An 18,515-nucleotide genomic window follows, 5' to 3' on the forward strand; every position below is an offset into this window, starting at 1 on the left:
CCGGAGAATGCCGATGAGCCAGACCCGCCCGCGCTACCGGGGCGTCTTCCCCGTGGTCCCCACGATTTTCGACGAGGCCGGGGAGCTCGACCTCGAGGGGCAGAAGCGCTGCGTGGACTTCATGATCGGCGCGGGCTCCGACGGCCTCTGCATCCTTGCGAACTTCTCGGAGCAGTTCGTCCTCTCGGACCACGAGCGCGAGGTGCTGACCGGGGCGATCCTCGATCACGTGGCCGGGCGCGTGCCGGTTATCGTGACCACCACGCATTTCTCCACCCGCGTCTGCGCCGAGCGTTCCCGCCAAGCCCAGGCAGCCGGCGGCGCCATGGTGATGGTGATGCCGCCCTACCATGGCGCGACCATCCGTGTCCCCGAGGCGCGGATCCACGACTTCTTCCGCGGCGTGTCGGACGCGATCGGGATCCCGATCATGATCCAGGACGCGCCGGTCAGCGGAACCCCGCTCTCGGCGCCGTTCCTCGCCCGCCTCGCGCGCGAGATCGAGCAGGTCTCCTACTTCAAGGTGGAGGTGCCCTTCGCCGCCGCGAAGCTGCGCGAGCTGCTGCAGCTCGGCGGGGACGCCATCGAGGGCCCCTGGGACGGGGAGGAGGCGATCACCCTCATGGCGGACCTCGACGCCGGGGCCACCGGCGCGATGACGGGTGGCGGCTACCCCGACGGCATCCGCCAGATCGTGGACGCCTACCGGGACGGGCGGCGGGACGAGGCGGCCGAGGCCTACCAGCGCTGGCTGCCGCTCATCAACTACGAGAACCGGCAATGCGGCCTGCTCGCGGCCAAGGCGCTGATGAAGGAGGGCGGGATCATCGCCTGCGACGCGCCGCGCGCGCCGCTCGCGCCGCTGCACCCCGCCACGCGCGCCGGCCTGATCGAGGTGGCGGCGCGCGCGGGCGCGCGGGTGCTGCGCTGGGGGCGGTGAGGCGCGCGGCGGACGGCCGCGTCCCGGCGGGGCCGCCGCCGCTCAGGGTTCCAGGCGCACGTCGGTCCGCTCCACGACGCCGCGGAACTTCGCGAGCTCGGCCCCGAGGAAGGCCTCGGCGTCGCGCGGCTCGTTCGGCCGCGTCCACGGCGCGACGCCGGCCGTCAGCAGGCGCTCCCTCAGCCGCGGCTCGGCGATCGCGGCGCGGATCGCGCGGTTGACCGCCGCCGTGACCTCGGGCGGCAGCCCCCGCGGGCCGATGACGGCGAACCAGTTCTCGAGGTCGAAGCCGGGAAGGACGGACTCGTTCAGGGTCGGTACGTCGGGGAAGGAGGGGAAGCGCTCGAGGCCCGTCACCGCCACGGCGCGCACGCGCCCGTCGTTCACCTGCCCAGCCGCCGAGGCGAGCACCGCCACGCCCCACTGGGTCTCGCCCCGCGCGATGCTCTCCACCATCTGCCCGCCGGACCGGTAGGGCACGTGCGGGAAGCGGCCGCCGAGCCCGATGACCGCGGCCACCATCTCCGCCGAGAGATGCGGCATAGAGGCGACGCCGGAGGAGGCGAAGGGCAGCGTCTCCGGCGAGGCCTCGCGGAAGCGCGCGATCGCCTCGGCGGTGGTGCGCGCGGGAGAGCCGGGGGGCACGACCATGATCATGGGGCCCGTGCCGATCATGGCGATGTGGGTGTAGTCGACCATGACGTCGTAGCGCGTGCCGCCCTGGACCGCGTTCGGGGCGAGCGCGTGGGAGGAGGCCTCGACGAGCATCAGCGTGTAGCCGTCCGGCGGCTGGCGGCGGAGCCAGTCGCTGGCGACCACGCCGGCCGCGCCCGGGCGGTTCTCGACGACGACCCGGCCGCCGGACAGCGCGGGGCCCAGCCGGTCCGCGACCAGCCGCGCCGTCACGTCGGTGGACCCGCCGGGCGCGAAGCCCGTGACCAGGGTGACGGCGCGGTCGGGGTAGGCGAGGGCGGGCGCGGCCAGCGAGGCCGCGAGGGCGGATCCGAGCACGGCGCGGCGGTACATGGCGACGACCTCCCCTGTTTTTCCGGCGATGGTTGCGCCACCGCGCGGCGGGCGCAAGCACCGCCGTTGCGCAACCGGCACGGGAGCGTCGCGAGGAGGAATGATCTTGATGTGATCGGGCCCCGGCGCGGGGCTCGCGCTACGGTCCGGCAAGTCCGCCTTTCGAGCGGGACGGATCCGGGAGAAACGTGCATGAATTCTGTTCGCGCATGGGCGGCCGCCATCGTGGTCGCGGGGCTTGCCGCCGCGCCGGCGATGGGCGCGACCTACGACAGCCTCTTCGTCTTCGGCGCGAGCGAATCCGACAGCGGCAACATCTACGCCCTGACCAACGGCACGACGCCGCAAAGCCCGCCCTACGCCCAGCGCTACTCGAACGGCCCAGTCGCCGTGGAGTACATGGCGCGCAGCCTCGGCATCCCCCTGACCTATTCCGAGAACCCCTCGGCGGGGAACCAGAGCCTCAACTTCGCGATCGGCGGCTCGCTGACGGACACGCGGAACAACGTGCCCGCCCTCGGCAACGGCTACGGCATCCTCGACCAGGTCGGCGACTTCCAGGCGCGCGTTAGCGCCGGCAGCCTTTCCTTCAACCCCGCCACGACCCTGTTCCTCATCATCGGCGGCGGGAACGACATCCTGCGCACCGGCTTCTTCGGAACCGATCCCGCGACCGTCGTGCCGAACGCGGTCAGCAGCGTCGCCTCCGAGGTGCGGACCCTCGTCGGCCTCGGCGCGGAGCACGTCGCGGTCTCCACCATCAACAACATCGGCACGCTGCCCGTCGCGCAGCCCGCGCGGGCGGAGCTCTACGGTCAGTTGTCGGGAAGCCTCAACACCGCCTACCGCTCCCTCGCGGCCTCGCTCGCCACGACGCTCTCGGCGGATGTCTTCGCGGTGGAGCGCGGCGCCATCCTCGACACCATCATCGCCAACTTCCGCGACTACGGCTTCACCAACGCGACCGACACCTGCGTCGCGAACGGGACGGTCTGTGCCAACCCGGACCAGTACGTCTTCTGGGACAGCGTCCACGTGACCACCGCCGTGCACCGCCTCGTCGGCGAGCAGCTCGCCGGGCTGGTGTCGCCGACCGCCGTGCCGGAGCCGATGTCCCTTGCCCTGTTCGGCGTCGGCCTCGCCGGGCTGGCCGCCGTGCGGCGCCGGCGGGCGGCCTGACGCGCGGTCCGGCCCGGGGTCGGGCCTAGCGGTCCGCGGCCCGCTTGCCCTCGGCGGCCTCGGCGTCCATGGCGGCGAGGTAGTCCCGGAGGGCGGAGGCCGGGATGGCGTAGACCCGGCCGTCCCGGGGGAACAGGTCCAGCGCTAGGCCGAGCTTGGCGCGTGCCCCGAGGGACGTGGCCGCGGGGATGCGGCCGATCTCCGCCTCGAGGGCGTCGAGCGCGCGCCAGGTGGTGCCGGACCGGGCGGGCTCGGCGTTCCCCCGCGCCCGCACCTTGGCGGCCATCTCGTCGCGCATCCCGATGTAGCGGTCGATCGCCGCCAGGAGGACGGCGTCCGGGTGGTTCGCCGTGCTCTCCAGGCCGAAGGCGGAAAGGAGGCGTTTGCTGTCGCGGTCGGTCAAGGCGCGGCTCCACCAAGGGTCGGCGAGAACATCACGAGAAAGTGATGGTATCGTCCGTGATGATGGATTTCAACCCTGAACCGTCGCTGGTCGCGCGCCCGGCCCTGGCTTCTCCCAGGCGGCGTCCGACGAGCCGAGTTCCGCCGCCGGCCGGTCCCATTGCAGGGGCGCGTTGCCGATCGCGACCGGCGAGCGGAGCCGCAAGGCCGGGCCCCAGGGCGTGTGCTCGACCGTCGGCTCGGCATCGTCCTCCGACGGTTCCCGGAGCGCGGGCCCCGCGTCGGACCCGGCATGGTCGGCGAGGAGCAGCGCCGTCCGCGCGAGGGAGAGCCGGGCGGTGGCGGGTCGGCCGTCCCGCCAGCGGCCGGCGAGGCCGCGCAGGGCGGCCGCGGCCATGAGGTAGCCGGTCGCGTGGTCCAGCGCCTGCACCGGCAGCGGCACGGGCCGGTCGGCGCCCTTCCAGGCCATCCCGGCCGCGGCGATGCCGGACGACATCTGCACGAGGCTGTCGAAGCCGCGCCGCGCCGCCCAGGGCCCGCTCCAGCCGTAGGCGCAGAGCGAGACGTCGATCAGGGCGGCGTTGATCGCGCGCCGCTGCGCCTCCCCGTAGCCCAGCCCTTCCAGCGCGCCCGGGCGATAGCCGTGCACGAGGATGTCCGCGCCGGCCAGCAGCGTCTCGAAGGTCTGCCGGTCCGCCGCCCGGTGGAGGTCGAGCCGCGCGCAGCGCTTCCCGGGGGTGACGTCGGGCACCACGGCCGGCTCGTCCCAGCCCGGCGGGTCGATCCGCAGCACCTCGGCCCCCAGGCCGGCCAGGAAGCGGGTCGCGACCGGGCCGGCCAGCACGCGGGTCAGGTCGAGCACCCGGATCCCCGCGAGGGGCCGGTCCGGGTCGGGCAGCCGCGGCCCGGCCGCGACGGCGGGCCGGCCGGTGGTCTCGCTCCGGACAAGCGGCTCGTCCCTGACCGCCCGTCCCTGCGGGTGGCCGCGCCATGCCGCCGGGCCGTGCATGGCGGCGGCGCAGCCGCCCGCGCGCAGCACCTCCGCCTCCAGTTCCGCCGCGTCCCGGCGCCCCACCGCGGCCGCCACCCCCTCCCGCTCCGGCGCGCAGCCGAGCACCGCCAGGGCGGCCGCGCGGTGGTGCGGCGCGTTGGTGTGGAGACGGATCCACCCGTCGGCCGAGCGGTAGTCGCCGGCGATCGGGTCCCAGGGGGACGGCAGCGACCAACCCTGCGGCCGCAGCGACACGGCGAACCAGGCCGAGGCGAGGCGGCGGTCGACCGTGACCGGCGGCGGGGTTCGGCCGTCCAGGCCCAGCAGCTCCGACGCGGCGAGCCCCGCGGCGCCGATGGCCGCCACCGCCAGATCCGTGACCGGGAAGCAGGATGGCAGGCTTCCGTCGCCCGTGACCCGCAGCCGCCCGGCGGCCGCCGGCGGCAGCGCCAGGGCGTCCAGGGCTTCGCCGAGGAGGGCGGCGAGGGGCGTGGGGGGCAGCGGCATCCTGGGCAGGTCCGGCGTTCGCGAGGCCCCAGGCTGCGGGCCGGCGTCGGCCGAATCAATCCCCGCCGGCGCCCGTGCCGCGCCTCGATTGCGCCGCGGGTGGCGAAATGCTGGTCTGGCCTCGACCCTGCCGGGACGCCCCGATTCCATTCCGGCGCTGGAGCGACGCGGGGCCGGGCACCGTTCCGTGCCCGCGGCAGCCCCCCGGCCGGTCCGCCACGGCCCAGGGCGCGCGAGGATGGCGGGAGACGCGGGAGAAGACGGACGGCGATGAGCCAGCTCGACGAGTTCCACAACCTCAATGCGCCGGCCGGCGGCATCCAACGCGACCTCGCGCCGGGCGTCGACGCCTGCATCTTCCCCGGCGAGGGCGCGATGCTGTCCATCGTCACCATCGCGCCGAACGCCGCAGGCACGCTCCACAGCCATTCCGAGGAGCAGTGGGGCGTGCTGCTGGAGGGCAGCGCCGTGCGCGTGCAGGGCGGCGAGGAGATCCCGGTCAAGAAGGGCGACTTCTGGCGCACGCCCGGCGGCGTGCCCCACACCATGCGCGCGGGACCGGAGGGGGCGCGCGTCCTCGACATTTTCGCCCCGCCCCGCCCGGAGTACCGCGTGCCGGGCCAGGGCTTCGGCACGCCCTGAGGGGCTGGGCCGCGGCCCCGCGGCGCGACGATCAGGACCAGACAACCGGAGGATGACGACCGTGATCCATCGCCCGAACCGCCGCGCCGCCCTCGGCCTGGCCGGCGCGCTTCTCGCCGCGCCCGCCCTGCGCGCGCAGACCGCCTGGCCGAACGGGCCGATCCGCATCGTCGTCCCCTTCGCGCCCGGCGGCTCCACCGACGTGGTCGCGCGGCTCGCCGCACCGGGCCTGACCCGGCGCCTCGGCCAGCCGGTGGTGGTGGAGAACCGCTCCGGCGGCGCGGGCAGCATCGGGGCCGACGCCGTCGCCAAGTCGCGCCCGGACGGCCAGACCCTGCTGCTGACCTTCGACAGCCACGCGGTGCTGGCGGCCCTGCTCCCCCGCCTCTCCTTCAACCTGACCGAGGACCTCGACCCGGTCATGCTGATCGGCGGCGCGCCCTACGTGATCGGCACACGGGCGGACAAGCCCTACCGCGGGCTGGGCGACCTCGTCGCCGCAGCCAAGGCGCGGCCGGACGGCGTCTCCTACGCCTCGGCGGGGAACGGGACGCTCGGGCACCTGACGATGATCCTCCTGCAGGCGCGCACCGGCGTCTCGATGCCCCACATCGCCTACCGCGGGGGCGGTCCCGCCGTGAGCGACGCCATCGCCGGCAACGTCGAGGCCGTGATCGGCAGCGCGGCGCTGCTGATGCCGCAGGTTGAGGGCGGGGCGCTGCGCGCGCTCGCGCAGTTCGGCCCGGCCCGGCTACCCTCGCTCCCGGCGGTGCCGACGGCCGAGGAGGCGGGCTTCCCCGGCCTGCAGGCCGTGGCCTGGTGGGGCGTCTTCGCGCCTGCCGGCACGCCGGCGCCGATCGTCGCCCGCGTGAACGCCGCCCTGCGCGAGACCTTCGAGGCGGAGGACCTCCGCCGCCAGCTCGAGCAGACCCAGCAGGCGCGGCTGGTGCTGTCCGACCCGGGGGGCCTCAAGACCTTCTTCGACCAGCAGATCGAGACCTGGGGGCGCGTGGTGCGCGACAACAACGTCCGCCCCGACTAGGACCCCCGGCCGCGCCGTCAGTCCGCGTAGGCGTTGGCGGCCTGGATGATCGGCCGCCACCGCGCCACCTCCGCCGCGAGGTGCCGGCGGTGGAAGTCGCGCTCGACCTGCTCGGGCCGGGCGACCTCGGTGACCAGCTCGGCGAAGCGGGCGCGGAGCTTCTCCTCCGCGAGGGCCGCGCGCAGCGCGCGGTTCAGCCGGACCTGCACCTCCTCCGGCGTGCCCGCGGGGGCGTAGAGCCCGTGCCAGGTGCTCATCACGATGCTGGGCTGGCCCAGCTCCGCCGTCGTTGCCAGGTCCAGCCCCGCCGCGCGCCGGTCGAGCGTCATGGCGTAGGCCTTGATCCGGTGGTCGCGGATGTAGGGGACGGTGTTCGTCGCCTGGTCGCACATCATGTCGACGCGACCCGCCATGATCTCGGTGATGGCGGGCGCGGAGCCGCGGAAGACCACCGGCGTCATCTCCGCCCCCGCCGCGCTCTGGATCAGCAGGCCGCAGAGATGGTTGGCGCCGCCGGAATGGGCGAGGTTCAGCCGCTCCCCCCGTTCCTTGATCATCGCCATCAGCCCGGCGAGGTCGTCGGCGGGAAAGTCGGGCCGCGCGATCAGCGTCATCGCGGCGTCGGAGACGAGGCCGAGCGGCGCGAAGGACGCCTCCACGTCGTAGGGCAGGCGCCGGTAGATCGTGGCGTGCGTCGCGTGGCCGATATGGTGCATCAGCAGCGTGTGCCCGTCCGGCCGCGCCTGGGCGACGCGGTAGGCGCCGAGCGTGCCGCCCGCGCCCGTCACGTTCTCCGCCACCACGGCCACGCCGAGGTCCTTCGTCATTCCCTCCGCGACGAGCCGCGTGATGACGTCGGTCGGCCCTCCCGCGGCGTAGGGGACGACGATGGTGACGCTGCGGCTGGGGAAGGCCGCTCCCTGTCCCCGCGCGGCGCCGGCGGCCAGCAGGAAGGGCGCGGCCAGCAGGGCGCGGCGCGGCGCAGGGGTCATGGCGTTCTCTCCCGGTTCCTCTTCTGGCCGGAAGTCTGTCCCGCCGTGCCGCGCGACCTCAAGGACCTTTCGCGCCCGGGGCCACGCTGGCCGGCCTAGGGCACCAGCACCACGAGCAGCCAGGCCGCGAAGATCACCAGCAGGACGCTGCCCTGGAGAAGGTTGGTGATGCGCCCGGACAGCGCCAGCACCCCCGTGACGATGGCGAGCACCAGCAGCACGGTGTCGGCCGGGGAGATCCCGAGCTCCAGCGGCTGGCCCAGCCAGGCCGCCACGCCCACGAGGATGGGCACCGACAGCCCGACCGTCGCGATGGCGCTGCCGAGGGCCAGGTTGAGGCTCGCCTGCAGCCGGTCCGCGAGGGCGGCGCGAAGGGCCGTCGCGGTCTCCGGCATGAGGACGATGGCCGCGACCACGACGCCTTCGACGCCCGGCGGCAGGCCGGCCGCGGCGACGGACTGCCCGATCGCCGGCGCCACGGTCTTCGCCAGCAGCACGACCCCGGCCAGCGCCAGCAGCAGCATCCCCGAGGCCAGGAACGCCTCCCGCGGCGTCGGGCGGCCGGTCACCGCCTCGATCGCCTCGGCGGTGTTCAGGAGGGCGGCCTGGTCCTCGGCCGGGATAAAATAGGCCTTGTGCAGCACCGTCTGCACGAGGACGAAGACGACCCACAGCCCGAGGCAGAGCCCCGCGACGGTCGCCACCTGCACGGGCGCGAACTCCCCGCCCGGCGCGGCGCGCACGTGGTTCGGCAGGATCAGGGCCAGCGTCGCCATGGCGCCGACGACGGAGAGGAGGGCCGTCGCGCCGTCGGCGTTGAAGCCGGGCTCACGGTGCCGCAGCGCCGCCAGCACGATGCAGAGCCCCGTCAGCCCCGTGACCACCAGCATCACCACCGCGTGGATCGTATCCCGCACGAGCGTGACCTTCGGCGGGTCCGCCGTCACCATGACGGAGGCGACCAGCGCCACCTCGATGATCGTCACGGCGAGGGCGAGCACGAGGGTGCCGAAGGGCTCGCCGACGCGCGCGGCCACCGTCTCGGCGTGGTGCACGGCGGCGCGGACCGCGAGCAGCAGAAGCACGAAGACGGGCAGGGCCAGCCAGCCCGTGGCCGAGAGACCGGTGGCGAGCGCCGCCCCGAGCCCGAGGACGGAGGGGAGCCAGCCGTCCCAGCGGAGCGGGTGATGATGAACAGAGGACATGAAGGGGGTGTAACCTCGATGCCGCCGGGCGTCACGCGCGGGCGGTCCGGGCGCGAGGGCGAGACGCGCCTTGCCAAGCCCCCTGCCGTGCGGCTTGCTTTGCCAGGGCCCGAACGAAGGCCGCAGGAGGAACATCGTCATGAGACTGGCGCGCCGCAGCTTGCTGCCTCTTGGTCTTGCCGCCTTCGCCGCCACCCGGCCGGCCCGCGCCGAGACCCTCGTGGCCCTTGAGGGGGCCGAGGTCTTCGACGGCGAGCGCCGGATCGGCCGGGCCACGATCCTCGTCGCCGACGACGTCATCCGCGCCATCGGCCCCGCGGCCTCCGTGACGGTGCCGGCTGGCGCCCGCCGGGTCGACCTCGCCGGGCGCGTCGTCGTGCCGGGGCTGATCTCCGCGCACTCCCATGTCGGCAACAGCGGCGGCGCCGAGACGGGCGGGCGCTTCTACACGCGCGAGAACGTGCTCGACCAGCTTCGCCAGTTCGCCGCCTACGGCGTGACCACGGTGACCGCCCTCGGCCTCGGCCCCGCGGCCTTCTTCGACATCCGCGAGGAGGTGCGCCGCGGCGGCACCGGGGGCGCCGACCTGCTCGGCGCCGGCATGGGCGTCGGCGTCCCCGACGGCACGCCGCCGGCCGCGCCCATGAACCTCAACGACAGCCAGGTCGCGCGCCCGAACACGCCGGAGGAGGCGCGCGAGGCCATCCGCATGATGGCGCGGCGGCGCGTGGACATCGTGAAGCTCTGGGTGGACGACCTCGGCGGCACGGTCCCGATGATGCGGCCGGAGATCATCGTCGCCGCCACCGAGGAGGCGCACGCGCAGGGGCTCCGCGTCGCCGCGCATATCCACGACCTCGAGCAGGCGCGCATCGTCGTGCAGTCCGGCGTGGACGTCGTCGCCCACGGCGTCCGCGACATGCCGGTGGACGCCGCCCTGATCGCCGCGATGCGGCAGCGGGGCACCTGGTACATCCCGACGATCCAGATCAACGAGGCGAACTACCTCTACGCCGATCGCCCGGAGCTGCTGTCCGACCCCTTCTTCGCGCGGGCGCTGAACGCGGGGCTTCGCGCGCAGTTCGGCGACCCGGAGTGGCGCCGCAAGGCCCTGGAGGCCGCCGCCTCCTCCCGCCAGGAGGTAGCGGTCAACCAGCGCAACCTGAAGGCGCTGCACGCGGCCGGCGTGCGGATCGGCTTCGGCACGGATTCCGGCGCCACGGCCAACCGCATCCCCGGCTTCGCCGAGCACCGCGAGCTGGAGCTGATGGTCGAGGCGGGCCTCACCCCGGAGGAGGCGATGCGCTGCGCGACGGGCGGCTCCGCCGCCCTGCTCGGCCTTGAGGACCGCGGGCTGCTGCGGCCGGGGCGGCGCGCCGATCTGCTGGTGCTGGACGCGGACCCGCTGGCCGACATCCGCAACGTCCATCGCGTCCGCGCCGTCTGGCAGCGCGGGCGGGAGGTCTCAGGGGCGATCGGCTGACGCGGGCGCCGCCCCCGCGAGGAGCCCCGCCACCAGGGCCGCCGCCGCGGGCGAGAGCGTGCGCCCGGCGCGCCGGATGAGGCCGATGGAGCGCCGGATCTCGGGCGCGGCGATGGGCCGCGTCTCCAGCGCCGGCGCGATCCGCAGGTCCACGGCCGAGGAGGGCAGGACGCCCACCCCGAGCCCGGCGCGCACGAGGGCGACGGCCGTGCTCATGTAGGTGGCCTCGTAGGCGGGCAGGGGGCTTGTGCCCGCCGCGCGGCAGGCCCGGTCGAAGAGGGCTCGCACGCTGCTGCGCGGGTCCATCAGCACGAGCGCCTCGCCCGCCAGGGCCGCGACGGGCACCGTGCGGCGGGCCTCGAGCCGGTGGCCGGCCGGGAGCACGGCGACCATCCGGTCCTCAAAGAGCGGCGTCACCTCGATCTCCGGGTCGCGCTCCATCTCGATCCCAATGCCGATCTCCACCGCGCCGGACCGCACGAGCTCCACGACGCCGTCCGCCACCGCGTCGCGGACGACCACCCGGATGCCCGGGTTGGCCGCGCGCAGGCGGAGGAGCACGGGCGGCAGCACCGTGGCGCCGACCGAGGGGAGCACCGCCAGGCGGACGAGCCCCGTGCGGCCGGCGGCCGCCTCCTTCGCTCCGGCGAGGACGGCGTCGAGGTCCTCCAGCACCCGGGCGAAGGCCTCGACCAGCGGCCGGCCCAGCCCGGTCGCCTGCGCCCCGCGCGCGCCGCGGTCGAAGAGCCGCAGCCCGAGCGCCCCCTCGGCCTCGCGGAGCTGGACGGTCAGGGCGGGCTGGGAGAGGTGAAGCAGTGCCGCGGCGCGCCCGAGGCTGCCCGTCCGGTCGACCGCGACCACCGCCCGCATCTGCCGCAAGGTCAGGCTCATAGAAAACCCTTATGGGCGGCCTAAAAAGGTTTCAATTGTATTATTCCCCCGGTGCGGGCTCCCTCGGCAAAACACCGGAGGAAGCCCCGCCATGCCCAGGTCACCCGTACCGTCGCGCCGCCAGGCCCTGGCCGCCGCGGCGGCCCTCGCCTCTCCCGCGCTGCCCCGCGCCGCCCGCGCCCAGGCCGGCTGGCCCGACCGGCCCATCCGCGTGATCGTGCCCTTCGGCGCGGGCACGAGCACGGACATCATGACGCGCCTCGTGACGCCGCGGATGTCGCAGGAGCTCGGCCAGCCGATCGTCGTCGAGAACCGCCCGGGCGCGGGCGGGGTGGTCGGGTCCGAGGCCGTCGCGAAGTCCGCGCCCGACGGCTACAACCTCTGCATGGGAAGCATCGCCTCCCATTCCGTGAACGTCTCGCTCATGCCGCGCCTTCCCTACGACGTGCTGCGCGACTTCACGCCGGTCTCCCTGGTGACGAACGCGCCCAACCTGCTCGTCGTCGGGAACCACGTGCCCGCCCGGAACCTGCAGGAGTTCCTTGCCTGGGCGCGGACGCAGCGCGGCGGGGCCTCCTACGCCTCCGCCGGCAACGGCACCTCCAGCCATCTCGCGGGCGAGCTGCTGAAGCAGCGCACCGGCGTGCCGCTGGAGCACGTTCCCTACCGCAGCGGCGCGCAGGCGCTCACCGACATCATCTCGGGGCAGGTCGCGATGACCGTCTACCAGGTCACGGCCGTGCTGCCCTTCGTGCGGGATGGCAAGATGCGCGCCCTGGCCACCACCTCGGCGCGCCGCCTCGAATGGACGCCCGAGGTGCCGACCGTGGAGGAGCAGGGGGTCAGGCCCTTCGACGTCGCGGCCTGGCACGGGCTCTTCGCGCCCGCGAACCTGCCCGCCCCCGTCCTCGACCGCCTCTTCCGCGCGCTCACGGTCGCCCTGAACGACCCGGAGCTGCGCCCGAAGCTGAACGAGCAGGGGCTGGAGCCGGTCGGCCTGCCGCCCGCCGAATTCCGGCCCTGGCTCGAGGCCGACATTGCGAAATGGCGCGAGGTGGTCCGCGCCGGCAACATCCGGCCGGACTAGGGGCATGAGGACCCTTCGCATCGGCGCTGGCTCGGGCTTCGCCGGGGACCGCATCGAGCCCGCGGTGGAGCTGGCCGAGCACGGCGGCCTCCGCTACCTCGTCTTCGAGTGCCTGGCCGAGCGCACCATCGCCCTCGCCCAGCTCGCGAAGCGGCGCGACCCGGAGGGGGGCTACGACTCCCTCCTCGCGGCCCGGATGCGCGCCGTGCTGCCGGCCTGCCGGCGGCAGGGCATCCGCATCGTCACGAACATGGGCGCCGCCAACCCGGTCGCGGCCGCGCGGCGCGTGGCGGAAGTGGCGCGGAACCTCGGCCTCCAGGGGCTGCGGGTCGCGGCCGTCACCGGCGACGACGTGACCGACCGCTTGCGCGGCACGGACGCCGCGCTCGACGAGGGCGGCACGGTGGCCGCCCTCGGCAACCGGCTTGTCTCGGCCAACGCCTATATCGGCGCCCGCCCGATCCAGGAGGCCCTCGCGGCCGGCGCCGAGGTGGTGGTGACCGGGCGCGTCGCCGACCCCGCGCTCTTCCTCGGCCCGCTGCTGCACGAGTTCGGCTGGGCGGAGGACGACTGGACCCGCCTCGGCCGCGGGACCCTCGTCGGGCACCTCCTCGAATGCGCGGGGCAGGTGACCGGCGGCTACTTCGCCGATCCCGGGCGCAAGGAGGTGCCGGACCTCGCGCGCCTCGGCTTCCCGCTGGCGGAGGTCTCCGAGGACGGGACGGCGACGATCACGAAGGTGCCGGGCTCAGGCGGGCGGGTGACGCCGGCCACGGTGAAGGAGCAGCTTCTCTACGAGGTGCACGACCCCGCGCGCTACCTCCAGCCCGACGTGGCCGCGGACTTCTCGGGCGTGCGGGTCGAGGCCCTGGGCGAGGACGCGGTCCGCGTCTCCGGCGGCGACGGCGCGCCGCGGACCGGGAGCCTCAAGGTCTCGGTCGGCTGCCACGAGGGCTGGTTCGGCGAGGGGCAGATCTCCTACGCCGGACCCGGGGCGCTGGCGCGCGGGCGGCTCGCCCTCGAGATCGTCCGCGAGCGGCTGCGCCTCATCGGCCACGAGGCGGAGGAGCTGCGCTTCGACCTCATCGGCGTGGATTCGATCCTCGGTCCCGATGCGGGTTCCGGCGCGGACGGGGCGCCGGCGCCGCGCGAGGTGCGCGCCCGCGTCATCGGGCGCTGCCACTCGCCCGAGGAGGCGGAGCGGATCGGGCACGAGGTGGACAGCCTCTACCTCAACGGCCCGGCGAGCGGGGGCGGCGTGGTGAAGTCGGTGCGCGAGGTGATTGGCATCCGCTCCTGCCTCATCCCCGAGGCCGACGCGCGCCCCGGGCTCACCTGGGTGGAGGCCTGACATGATCCTGCGCGACCTTGCCCACGCCCGGGCCGGCGACAAGGGCGACATCTCCTGCATCTCCGTCATCGCCCGCGACCCCGCCGACTACCCGCGCCTGGAGCGCGAGGTCACGGTCGAGCGGGTCCGGGCGCATTTCGCGGGCCACCTGCGCGGGGCGGTGCGTCGCTACGCCCTGCCGGGCCTCGGCGCGCTGAACTTCGTGCTGGAGGGCGCGCTCGGCGGCGGCGTCACGCGCTCCCTCGCGCTCGACGCGCACGGGAAGTGCCTCGCCTCGCGCATGCTGGAGCTGCCGGTCTCCGGTGACGACGGGGCCGCCGCCGACGGCCGCCTCGGGGAGGGTTGAAGACGGCACCGGGAAGATTACATCGCGGTAAGGTCCGGGCCCCTCTGGCCGGATCGGCGCCGCCCTGGCGCCGCCCCGGCGATGTCGGACCTCCATCAGCCCTTCCCGCAAGGGGTTCGCTCCTGGAGGCCCTGTGTCGATCCCCTTCCTGCCGCTTGCCCGCCGGGTGCCCCTTGTCCTGGCCGCGCTCCTGCTCGCCGTCCCGGCAGCGCGCGCGGAGGGCGTGCTCCTCCGCCTCGACGACCGCGCGATCCGCTCCGCCGGCATCGAGGCGGCGCGCGTCGAGCCGGAATCCGGGCAGACCGAGTTCACCCTTCCCGGCACGGTCGTCGTGCCGCCCGGGCAGCTCACGGTCATCGCGGCGCCGGCGGCGGGGCTGATCGAGGCGCTGCTCGCGGTGCCCGACGAGCTCGTCACGCCCGGCCAGCCCCTCGCGCGGCTGCGCAGCACGGAGCTCATCGAGGCGCAGCGCGCCTATCTCGAGGCCGCGGCGCGGGAGAACCTGTCGCGCCAGGCCCAGGCGCGGGACGAGCAGCTCTTCCGCGAGCGGATCATCCCGGAGCGCCGCGTGCTGACCACCCGCGCCGAGGCCGCCGCGGCGCGGGCGGTGCTGGACGAGCGCACGCAGCTCCTCGCCCTCTACGGCATGGCCGAGGAGGACCTCGCCGCGCTCCGCGACACCCGCCGCATCGCCCCCAACCTGGAAGTCAGGGCGCCAGGCGCGGGGGTGATCCTGCAGCGCAGCGTGGCCGTGGGCGAGCGCGTGGCGAACGCGGCGCCGCTGTTCCAGGTGGCGCAGCTCGATCCCCTCTGGATCAGCGTCCAGGTGCCGATCGCCCGCGTCCCGGCCCTGCAACACGCCTCGCGCGTCGTCGTGCCCGGCCAGGGCGCGGAGGGGCGGGTGATCCGCATCGGCCGCAGCACCGACGCCGCCACGCAGAGCGTGACGATGACGGCTGAGGTGACGCGCGGCGCGGCGGCGCTCCGCCCCGGTCAGGTCGTGGGCGTGGCCATCAGCATCGCGACGAACGGCTCCCCCCAGTGGCGCGTCCCGTCCGCCGCGGTGGTGCGCCAGCGCGACCGCCACTGGGTGTTCCGGCGCGTGCCGGAGGGCTTCCAGGCGGTGCCCGTGACCGTGCTGTCCGAGACGGCGCAGTCCGTCTCCCTCAGCGGCCGCGGCCTCTCGGCCGGGGACAGCGTGGCGGTGCGCGGCATGGTCGCGCTGCTCGCGGAATTCGCCGACGCGGCCGGGGGCTGACCGATGCTCGCGCGCCTGACCGAGGTGGCGCTGCGCCAGCGCCTCCTGACCCTGCTGGCCGCGGCGCTGCTCGCGATCTGGGGCTTCCAGGCCTATCGTGGCCTGCCGATCGACGCCTTCCCGGATGTCTCGCCCACCCAGGTCCTCGTCTCCGTCCGCGCCCCTGGCCTGACGCCGGAGGAGCTGGAGGCGCGCGTCACCGTGCCCGTCGAGCTCGCGATGAAGGGCATCCCGGACCTTGTCCGCATGCGCTCCACCACGCGCTTCTCCGTCACCCTCCTCACCTTCGAGTTCGCCGAGGGAACCGACATCTACTGGGCCCGCGCGCAGGTGAACGAGCGGCTGCAGGGCGCGCTGGAGGGGCTGCCCTCCGCCGCCTCCGGCGGCCTCGCGCCCATCATCACGCCGCTGGCCGAGATGCTCATGTTCACGCTCGAGCGGACCGGGCCGGGCGCCGCGCCGCTCTCGCCGGAGGAGGCGCGCTCGCTGATGGACTGGGTGATCCGCCCGGCGCTCCGCGCCGTGCCCGGGGTTGCCGACATCAACGTCCTCGGCGGCTTCGTCCGCACTTACGAGGTCGTGCCCTCCCCCGCGGCCATGGCCGCGCGCGGCATCACGACGGAGAGGCTGCGCGAGGCGATCGAGGCGAACAACCGCAACGAGGGCGCGGGGCGGCTGCCCGACGGGGAGGAGGCGCTGCTGGTGCGCGCCGAGGGCCGCATCCGCTCGCTCGAGGACGTGCGCAGCATCGTCGTCTCCCATGTCGCCGGCGACGGCACGCCGCTCCGCCCGGGCGGGATCGTGCGCCTGGCCGACGTCGCCGACGTGCGCTTCGGCGCCCTGCCGCGCAACGGCGTTGTGACGCGCGACGGGGAGGGGGAGGCGGTCTGGGGCCTCGTCCTCGGCCTGCGCGGGGTGGACGCGCGCCAGGTGGTGGAGGGCGTGAAGGAGCGCCTGCCCGAGGTGGAGCGCCTGCTTCCCGAGGGCGTGCGGATCGCCCTCTTCTACGACCGCGCCGACCTCATCGGGAAGGCCGTCTGGACCGTCCAGAAGGTGTTGCTGGAGGCGATCGCGCTCGTCGTCGTGCTGCTCGTGCTCTTCCTCGGCAACCTCCGCGCGGCGATCGTCGTCTCGGCCATCCTGCCCCTCGCCGTGCTCGCGACCTTCGGCATCATGGCGGCCTACGGGCTCTCTGCAAACGTGATGTCCCTCGGCGGCATCGCCATCGCGATCGGCCTCCTCGTGGACTGCGCCGTGGTGGTTGTGGAGAACGTGGCCCACCGCCTGCAGCACGCGCCGGGCCGGGCGACGGCCGCCGACCGCGCACGGATGACGCTGGAGGCCACGCGGGAGGTCGCGCCCACGCTCGTCTCCGGCGTGGTGATCATCGTCACCGTCTTCGTGCCGCTGCTCTCTCTGCAGGGGCTGGAGGGGCGGCTCTTTTCCCCCGTCGCGCTGACCATCGCCTTCGCCCTCGGGGCCGCCCTCCTCCTTGCCCTCACGGTCGTGCCGGCCCTCTGCGCGATGCTGCTTCGACCCCCGAAGGACGGCGTGCCGCCGCGCGAGCCCTGGCTCGTCCGGAAGCTCCACGCCGCCTACGACCCCTTCCTCGACTGGGCGATGCGGAACCCGCTGAAGGTGACGGGCGTGGCGGGCGCGGGGCTGGTTGCGGCGGGCGTCGCCTTCACGGGCATCGGCAGCACCTTCATGCCCACCATGGACGAGGGCACGCCGGTCGTGACCGTCCGCAAGCACCCCACGATCGGCGTCGCCGACGCGGCCGACACCGACCTTCGCCTCCAGCGGCACATCCGGGAACGGGTGCCGGAGGTCCGGGGCATCATGGCACGCGCGGGCGCGGACGAGCTCGGCCTCGACCCCGTCGGGCTGAACGAGACCGACATGTTCTTCACCCTCGCGCCGCGCGAGGCCTGGCGGAACCCCTCGGGCGGCACGCCCTGGCTGCTCGAGCAGATCCGCCAGGCCCTCGACGAGATGCCCGGCCTTTCCTATGCCTTCGCCCAACCGATCGACATGCGCGTGCAGGAGATGATCATCGGCGCGCGCGGCGACGTGGTGGTGCGCGTCTTCGGCGAGGAGATCGGCGAGCTGAACCGGATCGTGCGGGAGGTGGCCGAGGCGATCCGCGGCGTGCCCGGCGCCTCCGACGTCTTCGCGCTGCGCAACGAGGGCATGCGCTACCTCACCGTGCGCGTCGACCGCCTCGCCGCCGGGCGCCTCGGCCTCAACGCGGCCGACGTGCAGGCGTCGCTCCGCGTCTTCGTGGACGGCGTGGGCGTCGGCTCCGTGCTGGAACCCGGCAACCGCCGCATCGCCATCACCCTCCGGGGCGAGGACCTGGGCCGCCGCTCCGCCGACGACCTCGCGCGCGTGCCGATCGCGCTGCCGAACGGCGGCACGGTGCTGCTGAGCCAGGTCGCCGACATTCGGGAGGAGGACGGCCCGGTGCAGGTCATCCGCGAGGACGCGCGCCGCTTCGCGACCGTGCTCTCCAACGTCACCGGCGGGCGCGACCTCGTCGGCTTCGTCGCGGAGGCGCAGGCGCGGGTGGCGGAGAAGGTGCCGCTGCCCCGCGGCTACGACCTCGCCTGGGGCGGGCAGTTCGAGAACCAGCAGCGCTCGGCGGCGCGCCTGGCCGTCGTGGTGCCGATCGCGCTGGCGGCGATCTTCCTCCTTCTCTACCTCACCTTCGGCTCCGTCCGGCAGGCCGTGCTCGTGTTCTGCAACGTGCCCTTCGCGGCCATCGGCGGCGTCATCGCGCTCTGGGCCTCCGGCGAGTTCATCTCCGTGCCCGCCTCGGTCGGCTTCCTCTGCCTCATCGGCATCGCCGTGCTCAACGGCGTGGTGATGGTCGGCTACGTGAACTCCCTCGTCGCCGCGCGCGGCCTCTCGGCGCGGGAGGCGGCGGTGGAGGGCGCGCGGCGGAGGATGACGCCCGTGACGCTGACCGCGACCATCGCCGCCATCGCCCTCGTGCCCTTCCTCTTCGCCACGGGGCCGGGGGCCGAGGTCCAGCGGCCGCTGGCGATCGTCGTCATCGGCGGGCTCGTGACGGCGACCGTCCTCACCCTCGTGCTGCTGCCGATCCTCTACGCCCGCTTCGGCCAGCCCGCGGCGCAGCCCGTCTCCGCCGAGGTGCCGGCGTGACCCCG

General features: G+C 74.6%; 16 protein-coding genes. 10 read left to right on the forward strand and 6 right to left on the reverse strand.

All coding sequences use genetic code 11. From position 1 onward, the window contains the following. Window positions 1–7 precede the first annotated feature (7 nt). Entirely contained in the window at window positions 8–940 is a 933-nt protein-coding gene (locus EAH89_RS09890; RefSeq protein ID WP_206667495.1) for a dihydrodipicolinate synthase family protein, read from the forward strand. A 42-nt stretch (window positions 941–982) separates the two neighbouring features. Here EAH89_RS09890 and EAH89_RS09895 read toward each other — a convergent pair whose 3' ends face one another. Then, a complete protein-coding gene (locus EAH89_RS09895; RefSeq protein ID WP_140882651.1) occupies window positions 983–1,966 on the reverse strand; it encodes a Bug family tripartite tricarboxylate transporter substrate binding protein in 984 nt (327 codons plus the stop codon). 192 nt (window positions 1,967–2,158) lie between these two features. On the opposite strand from EAH89_RS09895, the gene EAH89_RS09900 reads away from it, so the two are divergent. Continuing rightward, window positions 2,159–3,145 (forward strand): SGNH/GDSL hydrolase family protein, encoded by a 987-nt coding sequence (locus EAH89_RS09900; RefSeq protein ID WP_140882652.1) that lies wholly within the window; start codon window positions 2,159–2,161, stop codon window positions 3,143–3,145. A gap of 25 nt (window positions 3,146–3,170) precedes the next feature. Here the strand turns inward: EAH89_RS09900 and EAH89_RS09905 are convergent, their stop codons facing one another. Then, window positions 3,171–3,548 carry a hypothetical protein gene (locus EAH89_RS09905; protein WP_140882653.1) on the reverse strand — a complete coding sequence of 126 codons (378 nt, stop codon included), beginning with the start codon at window positions 3,546–3,548 and terminating at the stop codon, window positions 3,171–3,173. A 69-nt stretch (window positions 3,549–3,617) separates the two neighbouring features. After that, window positions 3,618–5,045 (reverse strand): CoA transferase, encoded by a 1,428-nt coding sequence (locus EAH89_RS09910; protein WP_140882654.1) that lies wholly within the window; start codon window positions 5,043–5,045, stop codon window positions 3,618–3,620. A 270-nt stretch (window positions 5,046–5,315) separates the two neighbouring features. Between EAH89_RS09910 and EAH89_RS09915 the strand changes: the two genes are divergently transcribed. Further along, complete coding sequence (locus tag EAH89_RS09915; RefSeq protein ID WP_140882655.1) at window positions 5,316–5,687, forward strand: cupin domain-containing protein; 372 nt, start codon at window positions 5,316–5,318, stop codon at window positions 5,685–5,687. A 61-nt stretch (window positions 5,688–5,748) separates the two neighbouring features. Next, window positions 5,749–6,729 carry a tripartite tricarboxylate transporter substrate binding protein gene (locus EAH89_RS09920; protein WP_206667496.1) on the forward strand — a complete coding sequence of 327 codons (981 nt, stop codon included), beginning with the start codon at window positions 5,749–5,751 and terminating at the stop codon, window positions 6,727–6,729. Window positions 6,730–6,746: 17 nt separating this feature from the next. On the opposite strand, the gene EAH89_RS09925 is transcribed toward EAH89_RS09920, so the two are convergent. Next, on the reverse strand, window positions 6,747–7,721 hold the full coding sequence (locus tag EAH89_RS09925) for a tripartite tricarboxylate transporter substrate-binding protein (RefSeq protein ID WP_140882657.1): 975 nt from the start codon (window positions 7,719–7,721) through the stop codon (window positions 6,747–6,749). A 95-nt stretch (window positions 7,722–7,816) separates the two neighbouring features. Beyond that, window positions 7,817–8,926, reverse strand: coding sequence for a calcium:proton antiporter (locus tag EAH89_RS09930; RefSeq protein ID WP_161993531.1), 1,110 nt, complete (start codon window positions 8,924–8,926; stop codon window positions 7,817–7,819). A gap of 139 nt (window positions 8,927–9,065) precedes the next feature. Here EAH89_RS09930 and EAH89_RS09935 point away from each other — a divergent pair, with 139 nt between their 5' ends. Further along, window positions 9,066–10,409, forward strand: a complete 1,344-nt coding sequence (locus EAH89_RS09935) for an amidohydrolase family protein (protein WP_241666940.1) — start codon at window positions 9,066–9,068, stop codon at window positions 10,407–10,409. Here the strand turns inward: EAH89_RS09935 and EAH89_RS09940 are convergent. Next, window positions 10,392–11,300, reverse strand: a complete 909-nt coding sequence (locus tag EAH89_RS09940) for a LysR family transcriptional regulator (RefSeq protein ID WP_140882659.1) — start codon at window positions 11,298–11,300, stop codon at window positions 10,392–10,394. The genes EAH89_RS09935 and EAH89_RS09940 overlap by 18 nt on opposite strands. 91 nt (window positions 11,301–11,391) lie before the next feature. Here EAH89_RS09940 and EAH89_RS09945 point away from each other — a divergent pair, with 91 nt between their 5' ends. The 5 genes from EAH89_RS09945 to EAH89_RS09965 all read left to right on the forward strand — a co-directional run bounded on the left by EAH89_RS09945 (window position 11,392) and on the right by EAH89_RS09965 (window position 18,510). Beyond that, complete coding sequence (locus EAH89_RS09945) at window positions 11,392–12,387, forward strand: Bug family tripartite tricarboxylate transporter substrate binding protein (protein WP_140882660.1); 996 nt, start codon at window positions 11,392–11,394, stop codon at window positions 12,385–12,387. Window positions 12,388–12,391: 4 nt separating this feature from the next. Next, on the forward strand, window positions 12,392–13,738 hold the full coding sequence (locus EAH89_RS09950; RefSeq protein WP_140882661.1) for an acyclic terpene utilization AtuA family protein: 1,347 nt from the start codon (window positions 12,392–12,394) through the stop codon (window positions 13,736–13,738). Between the two features lies 1 nt (window position 13,739). Then, window positions 13,740–14,084, forward strand: coding sequence for an AtuA-related protein (locus EAH89_RS09955; protein ID WP_140882662.1), 345 nt, complete (start codon window positions 13,740–13,742; stop codon window positions 14,082–14,084). A 133-nt stretch (window positions 14,085–14,217) separates the two neighbouring features. After that, window positions 14,218–15,342, forward strand: a complete 1,125-nt coding sequence (locus EAH89_RS09960; protein WP_140882663.1) for an efflux RND transporter periplasmic adaptor subunit — start codon at window positions 14,218–14,220, stop codon at window positions 15,340–15,342. A 3-nt stretch (window positions 15,343–15,345) separates the two neighbouring features. Continuing rightward, window positions 15,346–18,510, forward strand: a complete 3,165-nt coding sequence (locus tag EAH89_RS09965; RefSeq protein WP_140882664.1) for an efflux RND transporter permease subunit — start codon at window positions 15,346–15,348, stop codon at window positions 18,508–18,510. The last annotated feature ends 5 nt before the right edge of the window (window positions 18,511–18,515 follow it).

The organism is Muricoccus nepalensis, from assembly GCF_006438825.1.
GTDB classification, from domain to species: domain Bacteria; phylum Pseudomonadota; class Alphaproteobacteria; order Acetobacterales; family Acetobacteraceae; genus Roseomonas; species Roseomonas nepalensis.

What these genes read in the sequence shown, in the direction of transcription:
- EAH89_RS09890 (WP_206667495.1), top strand. Translation starts at nt 8, where the DNA reads ATGCCGATGAGCCAGACCCGCCCGCGCTACCGGGGCGTCTTCCCCGTG.
- EAH89_RS09895 (WP_140882651.1), bottom strand. Translation starts at nt 1,966, where the DNA reads ATGTACCGCCGCGCCGTGCTCGGATCCGCCCTCGCGGCCTCGCTGGCC.
- EAH89_RS09900 (WP_140882652.1), top strand. Translation starts at nt 2,159, where the DNA reads ATGAATTCTGTTCGCGCATGGGCGGCCGCCATCGTGGTCGCGGGGCTT.
- EAH89_RS09910 (WP_140882654.1), bottom strand. Translation starts at nt 5,045, where the DNA reads ATGCCGCTGCCCCCCACGCCCCTCGCCGCCCTCCTCGGCGAAGCCCTG.
- EAH89_RS09915 (WP_140882655.1), top strand. Translation starts at nt 5,316, where the DNA reads ATGAGCCAGCTCGACGAGTTCCACAACCTCAATGCGCCGGCCGGCGGC.
- EAH89_RS09925 (WP_140882657.1), bottom strand. Translation starts at nt 7,721, where the DNA reads ATGACCCCTGCGCCGCGCCGCGCCCTGCTGGCCGCGCCCTTCCTGCTG.
- EAH89_RS09930 (WP_161993531.1), bottom strand. Translation starts at nt 8,926, where the DNA reads ATGTCCTCTGTTCATCATCACCCGCTCCGCTGGGACGGCTGGCTCCCC.
- EAH89_RS09935 (WP_241666940.1), top strand. Translation starts at nt 9,066, where the DNA reads ATGAGACTGGCGCGCCGCAGCTTGCTGCCTCTTGGTCTTGCCGCCTTC.
- EAH89_RS09940 (WP_140882659.1), bottom strand. Translation starts at nt 11,300, where the DNA reads ATGAGCCTGACCTTGCGGCAGATGCGGGCGGTGGTCGCGGTCGACCGG.
- EAH89_RS09945 (WP_140882660.1), top strand. Translation starts at nt 11,392, where the DNA reads ATGCCCAGGTCACCCGTACCGTCGCGCCGCCAGGCCCTGGCCGCCGCG.
- EAH89_RS09950 (WP_140882661.1), top strand. Translation starts at nt 12,392, where the DNA reads ATGAGGACCCTTCGCATCGGCGCTGGCTCGGGCTTCGCCGGGGACCGC.
- EAH89_RS09955 (WP_140882662.1), top strand. Translation starts at nt 13,740, where the DNA reads ATGATCCTGCGCGACCTTGCCCACGCCCGGGCCGGCGACAAGGGCGAC.
- EAH89_RS09965 (WP_140882664.1), top strand. Translation starts at nt 15,346, where the DNA reads ATGCTCGCGCGCCTGACCGAGGTGGCGCTGCGCCAGCGCCTCCTGACC.